Origin of the sequence: Vibrio sp. PID23_8, from assembly GCF_003584965.1 — a bacterium.
GTDB lineage: Bacteria > Pseudomonadota > Gammaproteobacteria > Enterobacterales > Vibrionaceae > Vibrio.
On record NZ_LIXE01000005.1, the window covers coordinates 21,525 to 38,039 of the forward strand.

Sequence of the window (16,515 nt, forward strand, 5' to 3'; positions counted from 1 at the left end):
ACGATGAACAGTAGATAACCTGTAAAATTAACAAATAATTAACCATCTGCGCAAGTAACTCTCAATTACACTCAGACTTTATACGCAAGGGGTATGCCAATAGCTTATTTATTTAAATTCAGCAACTTAGAACGATAACTGAATTTATTGCAGTTCACTATTAGTAATTACCGCCAATTATTAGTGATATTGACCACTCCTACGTGATACATAACTAAAAAAAATGATATTGTCCGTCTGAAAATAAACCAATACTCGATCCAAAGACCACTTTTGGGCTCTTGCTCACTCACGTCAAAACTCCAATTCAGTCACACCTCCGCTTGTTACCAAAATGACATCTTGATATCTCACCAAGTGACTTTAAGTATATAATCAAAAGGTAAGACTGCATTTCAACAAGGAAGTGTGCATTGCTACGTTCTCTCTCGAAAGCGCTATTTGGTTCTATGCTGATACTGTTCTCCGCTTGCTCATCCATTCAACCGAGAGATCCAAGTGAAAAATCCACCAGCTTTCAATACGGCTATCAAGAAGACTCGTCTCTCGCTAAATTTTTCGGAAGCGACAATAGAGAACCAAAGACAAATACGGGATTTTACCCACTTAATCAAGGTCATGATGCCTTACTTGCTCGAATTGCATTAATTGAATCCGCCGGGAAAAGTTTGGATTTGCAGTACTACATCTACCGCAATGACGAAACGAGCCAACTGATCACATGGCGCCTATACGAAGCCGCCCAACGTGGCGTACGTATTCGCCTTTTATTAGATGATATGCAAAAACGCAATGATGCTGGTATGGCCGAACTTAACGCGCACCCAAATATAGAAATCAGGCTGTTCAACCCGCACCAATATCGTGACGCTCGTCTGTTTGCCTTTGCCAATGACTTCGAACGCTTAAACCGCCGGATGCACAATAAGGCTCTGATTGCCGATAGCGTGTCAGCCATTGTTGGAGGCAGAAACATTGGTAATGAGTACTTTTCTTTTGAGTCCAACGTTGAATTTGGTGACTTTGATTTAATGCTTTATGGAGAGACCGTTCAGCAAACAGCTGATCAGTTCGATTTATACTGGAACAGCCTCTATGCCATACCAATGGAGTGGATTGTCCCTGGGTCAGAAAAAGTCAGCGATGAAATAATCCAAGCACAAGTAAAAAAACTGCAATTAAAAGAAAAGTTCTCAACCGGCACCTATAACTTTAAAGAATTAACGCTCTACCAAAAATTGCAACAAGGCACACTAAAGCTGTACTGGGGACGTGGCCGAGTCTGGTTTGATCTACCAGATAAAATCGCAACCCAAGAGAGCCAATTGGTGGACAATCTCAGCGAGCTTTTGGCAAGCATTGAGCACTCCTTTGTGCTGATTTCCCCTTACTTTGTCCCGACCGAATCCGGCACTAAAGCGCTAGCTGAAGCCGCGAAACGAGGTGTCAATATCACGATTATAACCAACAGCCTCGCTTCGAATGATGTTTTTGCGGTGCATGGCTGGTACGCAAAATACCGTAAAGATTTGGTTGAAGCTGGTATTCAGCTGTGGGAAGTCAAAGCCAGCGCAAGCATAAAAAACAAATGGAGTCTTACAGGCAGTAGCCGATCAAGTTTGCACGCCAAAGCCATGCTCATCGATGAGCATACCTTGTTTGTCGGTTCAATGAACTGGGATCCCCGCTCAGCAGAACTGAACACCGAAATGGCCGTAGTGATTGAACAACCTGAGTACGTGCAAGAGTCATTACATCAACTGCCACAGCAACTTAGAGCAAACGCTTATCAGATAATACTTAGGGATGGTGACATTGCTTGGCTAGATGTCACAACGGGTGAAACACTTCATTCCGAGCCTGAAGCGAGTGTTTGGCGAAAAATGGGCGCATGGTTTTCTGGCATATTACCCATTGAGGATCAGCTTTAACTCGGTCACATTGTGATTAAAACACCAGACATTCAAATCCAAAATTGTTTAGGCTAACGACAAACAGCGACTCACACATCCGTCGTACTCGCCGTAACAAGAAAGGAAACGCAATGTCCGCCGAATGGAATGAATACTACAAAAAAATCGCGACCCAACCACACCGACCGCAAGTTGAGCAATCTCTAAAGCATCATTCACTATCGGACAAAATCGCCGTTGACGCAGGCTGTGGCATTGGCAGAGATTCCCATTTTTTACTTAGCCAAGGTTTCGATGTCTTCGCCTTCGATCCCCACCCGAATGCCGTTGAAGCTTGCTTAAAACGCTTCGAAGGCATAAGGAAATACACGTTTAAGCAGGTGGAGTTTGCTGAATTTGACTACCCATCCTGCACGCTATTTATCGCCAGTGCGAGCCTATTCTTCTGCCCACAAGAACACTTCACACAGGTCTGGAAAAAAATAGACGCCTCATTACAACCCGGAGGGGTATTTTGTGGTGATTTTCTTGGCATCAAAGACTCTTGGGTCGATTCACAGCAGCATCCCAATTTAACGGCCCTGAGTAGACAACAAATCGAAACCTTGTTTGAGAACTATGACGTTGCCACGTTTCATGAACGAGATGAAGACGGCACCACTGCCGTAGGAAGCAACAAGCATTGGCATGTCTTTAGCGTTACTGCTGTCAAACGCTGATTATCGACCTCAGTAAAGGCATTGGGTATCCATGATACCGATGCTTTTATACCCTGAACTCCGGGTAAGGAAGTCTATGCTCGCTGAACCATGCATCTTGAGGTAAATAGAGCATATTCACATAACTAAGAACAAGGCATGGATAAGTCACAATACTTTATAACACAATAATTTTTGAGAGATTTTTGCTAAACCACATCTCGATTTGCTATGGTTTCAAGGATTCATCCTCAAATCCGACGCAAAAGGACGTTTTATGCGCACAGCTATCGCCATTTTTTTCGCCGCCCTCCTCTCTTTCCAAACTTTCGCGTCAGAAGAGCAATATTCCGAGTCTGAATTATTAGACCGACCGCTTATGGAACGTTACATACTCGATGAACTCAAATCGTTGCGTCAGGAGCAACAAGATTTAGAGCGGAGAATGATTGTCGAAATCACTGACCGCGAGTTAACCGTCGCCGACAAGTCATTAAACTATGCGAATGTGACCGTGACGTATTTCTTTTACATCATTGCCGGTGTCGCCTCTTTAATTGCGTTTGTCGGTTGGCAATCACTCCGTGAATTCAAAAACAATACCACTGAAATGGCCGATAAGCGCTTAGAAAAGATCGCCCAAGAATACGAGAAAAAATTCTTGGCACTTGAACGTGATTTAAAACGTAAGACTCGTATCATCAGTGAAAATAATAAAGAGATTGAAAAAATTAATGAAATCCACAACTTATGGCTACGAGCACAAAGCTCTCAAACTCCAGAGCAGCGCATTGATATTTACGATGATATCTTACTGATTCGCCCTGGCGATTTAGAAGCGCTAACCTATAAAGCCGATGCTGCGATGGAAATTAAAGAATACCGCTGGGCATTAAGCTTATGTAACCGAGTTCTTGAAGTGGACAACACCAATGGGCCAGCGCTTTACCAACGAGCCTGTGCGTATTCCCGTCTCGGTATTGAAGAGCAGGCAATAGAAGATCTGGAACGTGCGATAGAAGCGAGCCCATCAATCCGAGATCTATTACCTGATGAACAAGATCTTGAACTACTTCACGGTAATGATCGCTTCGACCAGCTATTAAATAACAATCTACCCGAGCAGTGAAAATCCAGCATGAGTAGCCATTTCAATCTAGAAGACGCCAGCCAAGTACTTGTTGGTGCTTTTACTCTCGCCGTACCAATCTCATTCTCAGAAGAAGCATGGCGACTGGGCGAAAACCTGCCGATGTTTAACCTACTCATGCTGTTTAGCCTTTCGGTGCTATTTCTAGGATTTTTTGCCTACCAAAGTGTATTTCAAAGTAACATCAGAACTCGCATTTCAGTATTCATTTTCCGTGTCGTCATCGCTTATGTCATCGCAGCGGTCGTCGTCGCACTAGTGCTATTTTGCATCAACAAATTGCCGTTTATCACTGATCCATTCACTGCATTTAAACGTGTGATAGTCATCACTATGCCCGCATCGATGGGGGCAATAGTGGTCGATAGTTTTGATAAAGAGTAACGACCTCAGGTTAAATTGAGACTCGACCCAGACTGCTCGTTCCCCAGTACATCTTCCGGATTTCGTAACGCGCAAGTCTCCAGTGACAAGCAACCGCATCCAATGCAACTGCCCAAATCATTTTGTAACGCCTTCAACTTTTGAATTTTTTGTTCCAGTTGAGCGTGCCATTGGCTTGCCATGGTTTCCCATTGCGCCTTGTTCGGAGCTTGGTGCTTAGGTAGTTCTTCCAACGCTTGCTTGATCTCTTCCAACGACAAGCCTACTTGTTGCGCCGCTTTGATCACCGCCACGCGCCGTAACACACTGCGATGATAACGACGCTGGTTACCTTGATTGCGCCAACTTGAAATCAGCCCTCTTTGCTCATAAAAGTGCAGTGCCGATACCTTCACTCCTGATCGCTTAGCTACCTCGCCCACACTGATGTCCATCGCTCACTCCTTGCTTATTAGACAAATACCCTCAAATTGCCTTAAGGGTGAAAGAAAAATCAACTTAACATATTTTCGTACAATAAAAATGCGCTAATCCGTTCAAAGGAAAGCTTCATCGAAAGTTGCAATACTTAGCAACGAAAATCAGATCAGGGTGCGCAGCCTGTTCATGCAGAGTCACTTTGGCTTACACGTCTTCTAATCGATTGATGATAAAATCAATCTCCCTTCTTCCACGTTCAAGACTCTTTCGATAGCTCAAAGGCACAAATCGACGTGACATCAACAATTTCATGACCTAGATTAAAAAACGATCGCTTTCAGCATGAAATAAATCACACAATTTCTGTGGTTATTGCGACATACTAATAGTCAAGAAACCTCTCAATGCTATTTTCAGCAAGGTGGTGGCATGCACAGAGTCATTCGCAAAATGACGTGGAAGACGAACAGGCGGTAAACCCGCCTACTCCAATGCAGTTCGTGACCTGCTCACAGGTTAATCTTTGAATCGCTCGGTTCTGTACGTTATTTGCAAGGAGGCTCTATGCCTATCAATAAAATCCGCAACATCGCCTTTGTCGGTCAAACTGGTACCGGTAAAACGACACTGATCGAAAAACTACTCTATACCTGTCAAGCCACCAATCACCTCGGGAGCGTGGAAAACGGCGACACAGTCACCGACTTCGACCCACAGTCTATCCAATATCAACACAGTATCGAAGCCACTCCCGTCAGCCTAAGTTGGAATAAACACCGTCTCAATATTATCGATACTCCAGGACAGAGTGAATTACTTGGACGAACGATCAGTATTTACCCGGCCGTTGAAACCTCCGCATTGATCATCGATCCACAAGCGCCTATCAACCAAACCTCTGACCGTTTATTTGCTTTCGCCAAAGAGCAGAAAAAGTGTCAAATGATCATCATCAACAAGCTCGATAATCATGGCAACCAACTTGAAGCCCTGATGGATAGTATCCTTGGCCATTTTGGTGATAATTGCCTACCAATTAACTTACCATCCGCTGATGGCCAGTCCGTCGTCGATTGCTACTTTGAACCAGAAGTTGAACGTGAAACGCTGCTTGCGAGTGTGGCAGACACGCACGAGACGTTGATAGACCAAGTTATCGAAGTCGATGAAGAATTGATGGAATTGTACCTTGAGCAAGGATCCGAACTCACGCCAGAACAGCTACACGATCCCTTTGAAGAAGCACTCAGAACGGGACACGTAGTACCGATCTGTTTTGTATCGGCTGAGACAGGCGCAGGCGTAGAGCTTTTGTTAAGAACCTTAGCCGAAATCATGCCAATGCCAAATGAAGGTAACCCGCCACTATTAGAAAAAAACGGTCAGAAGGTCAAGGTAAACTGCGACACTCTCGAGCATAGCGTGGCACACGTCTACAAGATCACCGTTGACCCATACATGGGTAAACTCGCCTATCTGCGCGTTTACCAAGGGGAGATTAATACAGGCAGCCAACTGTACATAGGTGAAAACAACAAAGCGTTTAAAGTTGGCCATTTGTACCAATTGCAAGGCAAAGACCGTACAGAAATTCCTAGAGCTCTCGCGGGGGACTTTTGCGTACTCGCAAAAGTGGATGAACTTGAGTTCGATGCCATTGTACATGACTCCCATGAAGAAGACGGTGTCAAGCTTAAGACATTAAATTTCCCAGATTCGATGTACTCATTGTGCCTTAAACCGGTGAAACGTGGTGATGAACAGAAACTCGGTGACGTGCTGAATAAAATCGCCAGTGAAGACCCATCATTGCGTATCGAACATCGTGCACGTACTAATGAAACCATCATCAGTGGACAAGGTGAATTCCACCTCAAAGTAGCGCTTGAGAAAATGTCCAGCGTCTATAAGTTGGAAGTCGAAACCAGTCAGCCAAGCGTAGAATACTTCGAAACCATCACCAAGCCCGCTGAAGGCCATTACCGACACAAGAAACAGAGTGGCGGCGCTGGTCAGTTTGGTGAGGTTCAATTACGAGTTCGTCCGTTAGAGCGTGGGGCAGGCTTTCAGTTCATCAATAAAGTCGTTGGAGGGTCGATTCCAACCTCTCTGATCCCTGCGGTTGAAAAAGGCATTGTCCAAGCTCTAGAAGAGGGAGCGATCTCAGGAAATCCTATCAAAGATGTAGAGGTCACCGTTTATGATGGTAAGTACCATTCCGTTGACTCCAAAGAGATTGCATTTGTCATCGCAGGCAAAAAAGCGTTTTTAGATGCCATCAATAATGCCGCTCCTATCGTGCTTGAGCCTATTGTTCAGATGGAACTGCATATTCCAACCTCCAATGTTGGTGACGTATCCGGTGACCTATCTGGCAATCGAGGACTCATTGAAGGAACAGAGCCGATTGATAATAACTTCACCATGTTAAGGGCTAAATCTCCGGCCAATGAGCTTCAAGATTACGCTCGCCGCTTGCGTTCGATTACTGGTGGGGAAGGCAGTTTCAATATGATACTGAGTCATTACGAACCGGCTCCTCCGGCAATACAAAAGCAAGTTTGTCAGGGAACCACTCAACAAAACTAGAACGTCTTGATAAACCTAAAAAATGCGCCCTCGACATGAGGGCGTTTGGTTTCTACTGAGTCCAAAAGACATCATATTGAGTGTTACTTATCTAGCGATAATCCAATCTGACTGACCTTATTTTCAAATGCTTCAATACTATCCGCTTGGTAAGTCGGTGAACCATTAAAGTAACGCGGCTTTTCAGGTAGCATCGCATTCTTTAGCTCAATTTCTTGCTCTGCATTATCATGATAAACCGTTACTCGATTTGGGATGTCCTGTTTCAATACAGCCATTTTGGCTCTCCTTTGCTAAAACGAATTTAAAGCGTAGAAGTCGTCCAAGAATATGCAAAACGTTGTTATTCATAATTAGAGATTATCGACAGTTTTCATCTCACTTGAGCTCTCACGTCGAATAGCACATACACATCTTTCTATCTGAGTCTCATGCCAATAACTTAGCTTGCAAAAAAAGCGAACCAACCACACATTGATTAGACTTCAAACCATGCCAACCACACTAACATCAAATTGCCATGCTATGAGTCAAAACAAAAACATGAGAAATTCCATTTTCATTAGTAATTAATGTCGCAATTTTACACTACTGTTCATATTACCTAACAAAATCAGATCTCTTACGTAGAGGTTATTAATTTGAACACTAATGATTAATTCGTTAATATTATTAAGACAATTAGAGAAGGAAACTCAAAATGAATTACAAAACACCCTTACTATTAGCGGTTGGTGCACTGGCGACCAACGCAAATGCAAGCGAGTGTGGAACGGTCACAATTGCAGATATGAACTGGAACTCGGCAACTCTGATTGCCAATGTAGACCGCTTTATTCTAGAACACGGCTACGGCTGTGATGCTGAACTTATCCCAGGCGACACCATGCCAACCGGCACTTCAATGATTGAAAAGGGTCAGCCCGATGTCGCTCCAGAACTGTGGAGTAATAGTCTCAAAGACGCGCTCGACAAAGGTGTTGCAGAAAAACGCCTTCGCTACGCTGGTAAAGCGTTGGTTGATGGCGGCGAAGAAGGTTTTTGGGTACCAGCCTATCTAGTAAAACAATACCCAGAAATCAAAACCATTGAGGGCGTAAAAAAACACGCGAAACTATTTTCTCATCCAGAAGACAAAGACAAATCTGCGTTTTACAGCTGCCCTGCTGGTTGGAACTGTCAAATCAGTGCAGGCAACCTATTCAAAGCAATGGATCTGGAAAAATCGGGCTTTGACATCATTGATCCAGGCTCAAGTGCGGGGCTTTCTGGTTCGATAGCGAAAGCTTACGAGCGTGAGCAAGCTTGGTTTGGTTACTACTGGGCACCGACAGCGGTTCTCGGCAAATACAACATGGTGAAAGTCGACTTTGGTAGCGGTGTTAACTTAGATGAGTTCGTAAACTGCACCACTCAAGCGGAATGTGACTCCCCAAAACCAACCATGTACCCACCTTCACCAGTTCATACGATCACAACTGAAGAGTTTGCTTCACGCTCTCCTGCTGCTTACAACTACTTCACTAAACGAGGTTTCACTAACGCGGACATGAACGAGCTATTGGCTTGGATGGAAGACAACCAAGCAGACGGTGAAGAAACCATGTTCCATTTCCTAGAAAATTACCCACAAATCTGGACGGCATGGGTACCACAAGATGTCGCGAAACAAGTGCAAAGCGCACTGTAAGACTTAGACGTTACGTAAACGGTACTGGAATACCGTATTTGTTGTATACCGAGGTTCAGGTGAACCTCGGTAAGAAAAGGAAGTAAACATGTCTGACTCGAATTGGCTTAGCGAATTTCCAGAAATGGAACGCTCAGATCTCAGAGCCATCCGTAAAACTTTAGATGGTGCCTACCGCGATTTTTCTCGCGAATACGGCGACCTAATTGAATCACTCTTCGACCCTCTTCTCTCATTTCTTGTTTGGTTCGAAAAACTCCTGATTTCCACACCATGGGTTATCACTCTTGGCGTCTGCGTAGCGTTAGTGTATGCCGCAAGTCGTTCTTGGAAGCTCGCTGTCGCCTGTTTTGGTTCATTACTACTGATTGGCTATTTCGGCATGTGGGAAGACACCATGCGAACCCTTAGTATCATTACCGTCTGTACCATGCTCGCCATTGTACTCGGAATACCGATCGGCATCGCGATGGCACGCTCGAATCGAATTCAATCTATTGTCACGCCGCTATTGGACGTAATGCAAACCATGCCTGCTTTCGTATACCTGATTCCTGTGGTTATGCTGCTAGGCATCGGGAAAATTCCAGGCTTGATTGCTGTGGTTATTTATGCAATTCCACCCGTAATTCGATTAACCAATCTAGGTATTCGCCTAGTTGATAAAGAAGTACTCGAAGCCGCGACCGCTTTTGGTGCAAGTAAAAAGCAGCGCCTTATGGGCGTACAACTCCCATTGGCAATGCCAACCATCATGGCCGGTATCAACCAGACTATCATGATGGCGCTTTCTATGGTTGTGATTGCATCTATGATCGGTGTAAAAGGCTTAGGGCAACCAGTATTGAAGTCCATCACTAATCAGTACTTCACTCTCGGTCTACTTAACGGTTTGGCCATCGTAGCATTGGCGATCTTGTTTGATCGCGCCTCTCAAGCCTATGCTAAAAGAACTCAAGCTCACTTAGGAGATCTCAAACATGACTAAGCCACTTATTGAAATCAGCGGCCTGTACAAGATCTTCGGTCCAAAACCAAACTCTGTCGTGGAGAGAGTAAAATCTGGTCAAAGTAAAGATCAAATATTAGCAGAAACAGGGCACACCGTTGGCTTAAAAGACATCAATCTGAAAATCAACAAAGGCGAAATTTTCGTCATTATGGGATTATCAGGTTCTGGAAAATCCACCATGATTCGTCACTTCAACCGTCTGATTGACCCGACTATGGGGCAAATTTTAGTTGAAGGCGTCGATGTAATGCAGCTTTCCACCGCTGAGCTTGAAGAGTTCCGCCGCAATAAAATGTCGATGGTATTTCAGCGTTTTGGGCTGCTTCCGCATCGTACCGTCATTGATAACGTTGCCTACGGTCTTGAAATTCAAGGTTTTAAAAAGGAAGAGCGCTTAGCAAAAGCCAATGAATGGCTAGAAACGGTTGGTTTGACGGGTTACGGAAATCAATACCCTGCACAGCTTTCTGGTGGTCAACAGCAACGTGTGGGCTTAGCTCGAGCACTGGCAACTGATGCTGAAATTCTGTTAATGGATGAAGCGTTCTCAGCGCTCGATCCGTTAATCCGTAGTGAAATGCAAGATCAATTGATTGAACTCCAGGAAAAGCTGCACAAAACCATCATCTTCATTACGCATGACCTTGATGAAGCACTGCGTCTAGGCGACCAAATCGCCATCCTGAAAGATGGTGAGCTTGTTCAGCAAGGCTCTCCTGATGAGATTCTGCTCCATCCTGCTGACGAGTACGTAGAGGCATTCGTTAAAGATGTAAACCGCGCCCGTGCTCTTACTGTTGAGACCGTCATGCAGCCTCCTGCCTACCGCATTACTGCAACAACGATTGAAGAAGCGTTAGTCGAAATGAAGCGTGTGAAGCAAGATTATGCTTACCATGTCACTGACGATGGCTATCAAGGTGTTGTGACCAAAGAGAGCTTATTGGACGCTGCGAAGGACAGCACAACTCAAGAAATTGATAAAGAGATTTACGAACACGTTCCCGTGATCTCACCGGACTCCGTTATAGAGCACGTGTTACCAGAGACCATGTCTTGTGACTACTCACTGCCTGTGGTCGATAATGAGGGTAACCTACAAGGTGAGCTAGAACGAAGTGCCGTCGCGGAAATCTTTACTGATGACGTAAGTCAACATGCACAGAAAAAAGAAGCAAAAAAGCCACCAAGAATGGATAAAGCATCCTAACCCCTGACGAAAGGCTCATCATTGATGAGCCTTTTTCGATTGACTTACACGTTCTCATCATCCACCAGCGGCCTCATCTATTTTGTTGCATTTTTACGACTGATGCTCTGCTTTGACATAATTGGATCAATAGCTTGCGTAATTCTGACGCAGGTTTCTTATACCGTTCTATTATTAAAATCATGCCCTAATTGATTCATAGAGGATTAAAATGAAAAAGACATTGTTAGCATTAAGCTGTGCGGTATTTATTTTGGCCGGTTGTCAGGACGAAAAACCAGCAGACACCACTACCGTTGATGTCCCTCAAGCAACAGAAACTGAAACCACCCTTAACGCAACACCGATCGAAGAAGAGCAAGTGATCGCCGAAGAAACATTGGTAGATTCGGCACACAATGCACAAAACGCCTTAGATTGGGATGGCACTTACCAAGGAATACTGCCTTGTGCCGATTGCGAAGGCATTGAAACGACCTTGACCCTAAATCCAGATGGCAGCTACACGCTAGTACAAGTATATAAAGGCAAAGAAGGCAATCAATTTAACTCTGATGGTCAATTTACTTGGAATCAAGCCGGTAATACCGTCACTCTAGTCGACGAAGAGGCGCCAAACCAATATTTCGTTGGCGAGAACATACTAATGAAATTAGATATGAATGGGGAAAAAGCCACGGGCGATCTTGCGTCGTCCTATAACCTAAGCAAGCAACAATAAGACGTTCACTTTTCTTCACGTCTTAACCACACAATCCGAGCCTTGCGCTCGGATTTCTGTCTCCCACCTCTGAATAGTGTTCAAGATTTTTCATCGTTTAAGAAAATGAATGGGTTTGTCAATTGACGCAAACGTTTGCTGTTGGTAGATTGCGCCCACTTTTTCTGTCGTAAGTATGTTCTATGCAAATCATTAAACATTTTACAGCACTTATTCCTGCTGTTCTTTCCTTCTCTATTTTCGCACAAACCCAACCTATTCTTGTTCAAGGCGCTATGGATATCGAAACAAGCACCTTAGTGGAAGCACTTGATGAAAAGAAAGAAACCATCGTTGGCTCTTGGACATTCTGGGAAGGTAAAATCGATGGCTATCCAGTCGTCGTATCTCGTACTGAAGTTGGCCTCGCTAACGCTGCCGCATCAACAACCATTGGTATCGAATACTTCAAACCAAAGTACATCATCAACCAAGGCACGTCCGGTGGCCATGACCCTAAACTTTACCGTGGTGACATCGTGGTAGGCGAAGCGAGCTTCAACATGGGCGCATACAAGTCACAGTTCACCGAGAAAGACAAAGGCATCGACCCAACCAAATGGCAGAACTTTGACGTAACCATGCGTCTGCGTGAAAACGGGGATTTTGTTGAATACAAACAGTTCAAGGCGGACCCTGAGCTTGTAGAAACGTCGTTCTTACTCTCTGAGCAATATAAAAAAGGTAAAGTGGTTAAAGGGTTGATTGGCTCCGCTGACGAATGGAACCGCGAAGTAGACCGTATCAACTGGTTCCACGAGACTTTTGGTACGTCCGTAGAAGAGATGGAAACCTCTTCTGCCGCACTGGTTGCTCAAGCTTACCAAGTGCCATTTGTTGGGATTCGTATCTTGTCAAACACTGACCAACACAAGCAAGACTTCGATCCGCAAACGGCGGTTGATTGTCAACTATATGCCATTGACGTAATCAAAGCGCTGATCAAAAAACAATCATTCTAACTAAGCATCAAGAAGGGAGGCTCAGCAGAGTCTCCCATTGCGTTTGTTCGTTGAGTGGCGTTTCAGTCCAAATACACAACCAATAAATCTGCCTCAATCGCATTGGCTAAAGTTGGTATTGAGGAAAACAGACGACTCATGAACTTATGATGATGCCCACAAACCACTAGGTCGATGTTATGTTCCTTCGCGATACCGGCAAGCTTGATATGCAAATCCCCGATGACAACCATGGTCTCGGCAACCGGATAGTCACTTTGCTCGGCTAAAGATTGAAGCTCTTGCATTAGCTTCCGTTCGTCCTTCGATTCCAACGCGACTCTGTCGTGATCGACAAAAACAAAAGAAAGTTTACTGTTTGCATCTTTTGCAATCGAGATAGCTTTATCTATCACCGCTCGACTTGAATCCGATAAATCTACTGCCACCAATATGTGCGCATAGCTCATGATATTCTCCCACTGATTTATCTAAGTTAAGTCTAGCACTACAGGGGAAGCTAACAGCCCCCCCATACGCTACAAACACTGCTGCTTGAGCCAATTGGTTAACTTCATGATTTCTGGCTGACGAGCACGATTCTTTTTATGCACAAAGTAAAAGCTGTCTCCCGTGTCCAAACCATGGGAAGGGATGTACACCAAGTCCTGAGCCTTATCTCGCTCATTCAACATGAAATCATTGGCGAACGTGATGCCTTGGTCGTAACGTGCGGCTTCGATAGCAAGTAGCATGTGACTAAAATGCTGCATATCCACATCCTTCGGCAACTCATACCCACCAACTTTGCACCACTCAGTCCAATCTTTGCCACGCTCACGATAGATTGAATCGGTAGACAGAATAGGATATTGCCAAAGCGCCTCTGGCAGTGGTTGATCTTGGATTTCCTTCCAAAGGTTGAGACTGCAAACCGGATATAAAGTCTCATCATACAAACGCACTGCCATGTAGTTACGCTTTGGCTTTTGTACCGTAATAAAACAATCGCCCACACTGTCGGTTTGCTCTGGATCGCCTGCTACCATATTCAAAGTAAGCTCGATATCAGGATGTAATCGTTTAAAGTCAGCAAGGCGTGGTATCAACCATTTCACGGCCAATGAACTATAGATCGCCAATCGCAGACTGCCTTTGTCGCCTTCACGCACCTTTTGGCTTGCCATTGCGATTGAATTGATGGCAGGACTAATGTCTTCAAGGTAACAAGCCCCCGTTTCCGAGAGTGATAACTTACGCCCCTGGCGTATGAACAAGGCCTCCCCGAGATAATCTTCAAGCAATCGAATCTGATGACTCACTGCACTTTGGGTCACGTTGAGTTCTTCTGCGGCGAGAGAAAAGCTCAGATGACGAGCAGCCGATTCAAAACAATGTACCGCTCTTAAAGGTGGCAACTTCATTATCTAAAAATCTCATACTTAATCTAATAAATATCATTTCACTTCATCCTATGACATCCCCTACTCTTTGGCAAAGAAACCGGAGAAGAATAAAGTGAAAGTCACATCTGTCGGCGTAGCGATGCTGCTATTAATTGTTGGTAACCTAGTTGCGGTACTCTCAGACGCTTTGATCAAAAGTGTCGGTAATGAGGTGCCGGTTTTTCAGTTCGTGTTTTACCGACAGCTATCTGCTGTAATGATGTTATTGCCAGTGTATCTACTGACCAAGCAAACACCATTAATGGAAGGCTTTAAGTGGCATGCGGTACGGGCACATGTCTGGTTATCGGGGGCGATTTTCATGGTTTTAGCCATCTCGTCGATGCCACTCGCAACCGCTAATGCGATCTTCTATACCGCGCCGTTGATCATGCTGCCACTGGCTGCCATATTCTTTGGGGAGAAGCTTTCCGCGCAATCTATTGCTGCGGCTGTGATGGGCTTTGCCGGAGTGATTGTGATTATTCGTCCAGACCAAATTGATTGGGCAGCGCTGTCTGCATTGGTCGTTGCGGTAACACTCGCTATCAACAACCTACTGATCCGTAAGCTACCAAAAAATCAATCGGTGCCACATACGCTACTGATGACCAACCTAGCCGGCATACCTGTGTCGCTGTTATTAGTGTTTATTGAAGGCGAAACGTGGGATTGGCACTCCTTTCCTGTTGCGGCGGGCTCAAGCTTGTTCATCATGATTTATGCCGCAACTTGTGTACTGGCTTATCGCTCTATCGACAGTAACAAGATTGCTAGCGCAGAATACAGCGGTTTGATTGGCGCCGTGATTGTGGGTTTGATTTGGTTTGGCGAAGTACCTGATGTCTTTATGGCAATTGGCACTGTTATGATTGTGGTTCCACTGATTTGGCTGTCAAAACGCGAGCGACGTAAACAGAAACAGGCTCAAGTAGCCAAATTAGCTGAAGAGCAAGAACATCACCAAGTGCCTACGGCATAAACCTCAGCTCAGATAAGGAACAGCTTTGCCCCTTAAAACTGACACCAACTGCTATAGTTAAATCTGTAAAAAATAAAACTAGGGCAGCATGAATTCGTCATCATCCCATCAACCTTTGTTCTTCTAATGCTTATTGGGCGTTCGTTCGCCCTTGATGCAGTTCATTTCCTGCCTCTTATCGAGGTCTTGTGCATGCAAAACGTATTTAAATCTACACTTCAACACACAGTCATTTCAGTACTTTTTCTTCTTTCCTTATTCAGTAGCGTTTCTTTGGCCTCTCCTATTAAAGTAGGTACTTATCCCTGCCCTCCCTTTGTACTTGCTTCTTCCGATACCCAACTGAGTGGACTGAGTATTGAACTGTGGGAACGCATTGCGAAAAGCATGGAGGTTGAATTCAGTTTCGAAATCCTTCAACTCGATGAACTCCTTCATGCGATCGAAAACAAGCAAGTCGACATCGGCGTTTCGTGCATTTCGATCACACCAGAGCGTGAGTTATTCGCCGACTTTTCTCACTCCTTTTATGAAACCCACCTTGCTATCGCCGTGAAGAAGCAAAGCTACCTGCATACCTTGCAATCGATTTTTTTAAACCCCGCGTTGTGGTTAATCATCGGAGCCATTGTCATCACCGCAGGGGTGGTTGGCGCATTTTTCTACATATTGGAGAAAGGAAAGAACGAAAAACTGTATTCGATGAAGAGTAGAGTAGGCCGTTGGATAGAGAGTTTTATTTTGGGCTTGCTCTTCATCACGCGTGGACCATTCAATTACTTTGAATTTAAGAGCTTAACCGGACGTATTGTTACCGTGCTCATTGGCGTATTTAGTATGCTCTTTATCGCCAGCATTACTGCCGTATTAGCCAGTAAACTCACCCTCAGCCAGGGGTATTCACAAATAAAAGGAATAAACGACCTCGCCAACGTGCAAGTTGGGGCTAAAGATGCAACCACCTCTTCACTGTTACTTACTAGCTTTGGCATTCGCCATAAGCGCTACGATGATATGCCAGAATTGCTTCAAGCCTTAGAAAGGGGAGAAGTTGAAGCCATTGTCGGGGATGATGTGATACTTAAATACATGATCGGCAATGGAAGAGTAAGTGGACAGTTCGAAAAACTAGAAGTATTACCTTATCAATTAGAAAAACAAAACTATGGCTTCATCATCACCGAAAACAATCAACATGAAGAAGAAATTAATCGCGCATTATTACAGATTAGAGAATCGAGAGAGTGGCGAAAAACCTTAGTCGATTACTTTATTGAGAAGTAGGTCATAGATATCAAAAAGCCCTTTGTTAATCAAAACA

16 protein-coding genes are annotated in these 16,515 nt (G+C 44.5%); 12 read left to right on the top strand and 4 right to left on the bottom strand.

What is annotated here, in order from left to right:
• Window positions 1-413 precede the first annotated feature (413 nt).
• The 4 genes from AK966_RS10460 to AK966_RS10475 all read left to right on the top strand — a co-directional run bounded on the left by AK966_RS10460 (window position 414) and on the right by AK966_RS10475 (window position 4,145).
• On the top strand, window positions 414-1,931 hold the full coding sequence (locus AK966_RS10460) for a phospholipase D family protein (protein WP_119464096.1): 1,518 nt from the start codon (window positions 414-416) through the stop codon (window positions 1,929-1,931).
• A 113-nt stretch (window positions 1,932-2,044) separates the two neighbouring features.
• Window positions 2,045-2,632: a bifunctional 2-polyprenyl-6-hydroxyphenol methylase/3-demethylubiquinol 3-O-methyltransferase UbiG gene (locus AK966_RS10465; RefSeq protein WP_119464097.1), complete on the top strand. Its 588-nt coding sequence runs from the start codon at window positions 2,045-2,047 to the stop codon at window positions 2,630-2,632.
• Window positions 2,633-2,888: 256 nt separating this feature from the next.
• Window positions 2,889-3,740 carry a tetratricopeptide repeat protein gene (locus AK966_RS10470; protein WP_099079666.1) on the top strand — a complete coding sequence of 284 codons (852 nt, stop codon included), beginning with the start codon at window positions 2,889-2,891 and terminating at the stop codon, window positions 3,738-3,740.
• Window positions 3,741-3,749: 9 nt separating this feature from the next.
• Window positions 3,750-4,145, top strand: coding sequence for a DUF2391 family protein (locus AK966_RS10475; RefSeq protein WP_099079665.1), 396 nt, complete (start codon window positions 3,750-3,752; stop codon window positions 4,143-4,145).
• Between the two features lie 5 nt (window positions 4,146-4,150).
• Here AK966_RS10475 and soxR read toward each other — a convergent pair whose 3' ends face one another.
• The gene (gene soxR / locus AK966_RS10480) at window positions 4,151-4,579 is read right to left on the bottom strand and encodes a redox-sensitive transcriptional activator SoxR (RefSeq protein WP_099079664.1); all 429 of its coding nucleotides are present in this window, start codon (window positions 4,577-4,579) and stop codon (window positions 4,151-4,153) included.
• 550 nt (window positions 4,580-5,129) lie between these two features.
• Here soxR and fusA point away from each other — a divergent pair.
• Entirely contained in the window at window positions 5,130-7,154 is a 2,025-nt protein-coding gene (gene fusA / locus AK966_RS10485) for an elongation factor G (protein WP_099079663.1), read from the top strand.
• 83 nt (window positions 7,155-7,237) lie between these two features.
• Here the strand turns inward: fusA and AK966_RS10490 are convergent, their stop codons facing one another.
• Window positions 7,238-7,432, bottom strand: coding sequence for a hypothetical protein (locus AK966_RS10490; protein ID WP_099079662.1), 195 nt, complete (start codon window positions 7,430-7,432; stop codon window positions 7,238-7,240).
• 422 nt (window positions 7,433-7,854) lie between these two features.
• On the opposite strand from AK966_RS10490, the gene AK966_RS10495 reads away from it, so the two are divergent.
• The 5 genes from AK966_RS10495 (at window position 7,855) to AK966_RS10515 (ending at window position 12,788) form a co-directional block, all read left to right on the top strand.
• Window positions 7,855-8,844 (top strand): ABC transporter substrate-binding protein, encoded by a 990-nt coding sequence (locus tag AK966_RS10495; protein ID WP_099079661.1) that lies wholly within the window; start codon window positions 7,855-7,857, stop codon window positions 8,842-8,844.
• A gap of 88 nt (window positions 8,845-8,932) precedes the next feature.
• Window positions 8,933-9,832, top strand: a complete 900-nt coding sequence (locus AK966_RS10500; protein WP_099079660.1) for a proline/glycine betaine ABC transporter permease — start codon at window positions 8,933-8,935, stop codon at window positions 9,830-9,832.
• Window positions 9,825-11,066 carry a glycine betaine/L-proline ABC transporter ATP-binding protein gene (locus AK966_RS10505; protein WP_099079659.1) on the top strand — a complete coding sequence of 414 codons (1,242 nt, stop codon included), beginning with the start codon at window positions 9,825-9,827 and terminating at the stop codon, window positions 11,064-11,066. Before AK966_RS10500 ends, AK966_RS10505 begins: the two co-directional genes overlap by 8 nt.
• 211 nt (window positions 11,067-11,277) lie before the next feature.
• Window positions 11,278-11,787 (top strand): copper resistance protein NlpE, encoded by a 510-nt coding sequence (locus AK966_RS10510; RefSeq protein ID WP_119464098.1) that lies wholly within the window; start codon window positions 11,278-11,280, stop codon window positions 11,785-11,787.
• 182 nt (window positions 11,788-11,969) lie between these two features.
• Window positions 11,970-12,788, top strand: a complete 819-nt coding sequence (locus AK966_RS10515; protein WP_119464099.1) for a 5'-methylthioadenosine/S-adenosylhomocysteine nucleosidase — start codon at window positions 11,970-11,972, stop codon at window positions 12,786-12,788.
• Window positions 12,789-12,850: 62 nt separating this feature from the next.
• Here AK966_RS10515 and AK966_RS10520 read toward each other — a convergent pair whose 3' ends face one another.
• Both AK966_RS10520 and AK966_RS10525 read right to left on the bottom strand, forming a co-directional pair.
• On the bottom strand, window positions 12,851-13,237 hold the full coding sequence (locus tag AK966_RS10520) for a universal stress protein (RefSeq protein WP_099079656.1): 387 nt from the start codon (window positions 13,235-13,237) through the stop codon (window positions 12,851-12,853).
• A gap of 69 nt (window positions 13,238-13,306) precedes the next feature.
• Window positions 13,307-14,191, bottom strand: coding sequence for a LysR family transcriptional regulator (locus AK966_RS10525; RefSeq protein WP_119464100.1), 885 nt, complete (start codon window positions 14,189-14,191; stop codon window positions 13,307-13,309).
• Window positions 14,192-14,285: 94 nt separating this feature from the next.
• Here AK966_RS10525 and AK966_RS10530 point away from each other — a divergent pair, with 94 nt between their 5' ends.
• Both AK966_RS10530 and AK966_RS10535 read left to right on the top strand, forming a co-directional pair.
• The gene (locus AK966_RS10530; protein ID WP_119464101.1) at window positions 14,286-15,194 is read left to right on the top strand and encodes a DMT family transporter; all 909 of its coding nucleotides are present in this window, start codon (window positions 14,286-14,288) and stop codon (window positions 15,192-15,194) included.
• Window positions 15,195-15,386: 192 nt separating this feature from the next.
• On the top strand, window positions 15,387-16,478 hold the full coding sequence (locus tag AK966_RS10535) for a transporter substrate-binding domain-containing protein (protein WP_119464196.1): 1,092 nt from the start codon (window positions 15,387-15,389) through the stop codon (window positions 16,476-16,478).
• Window positions 16,479-16,515: the final 37 nt, after the last annotated feature.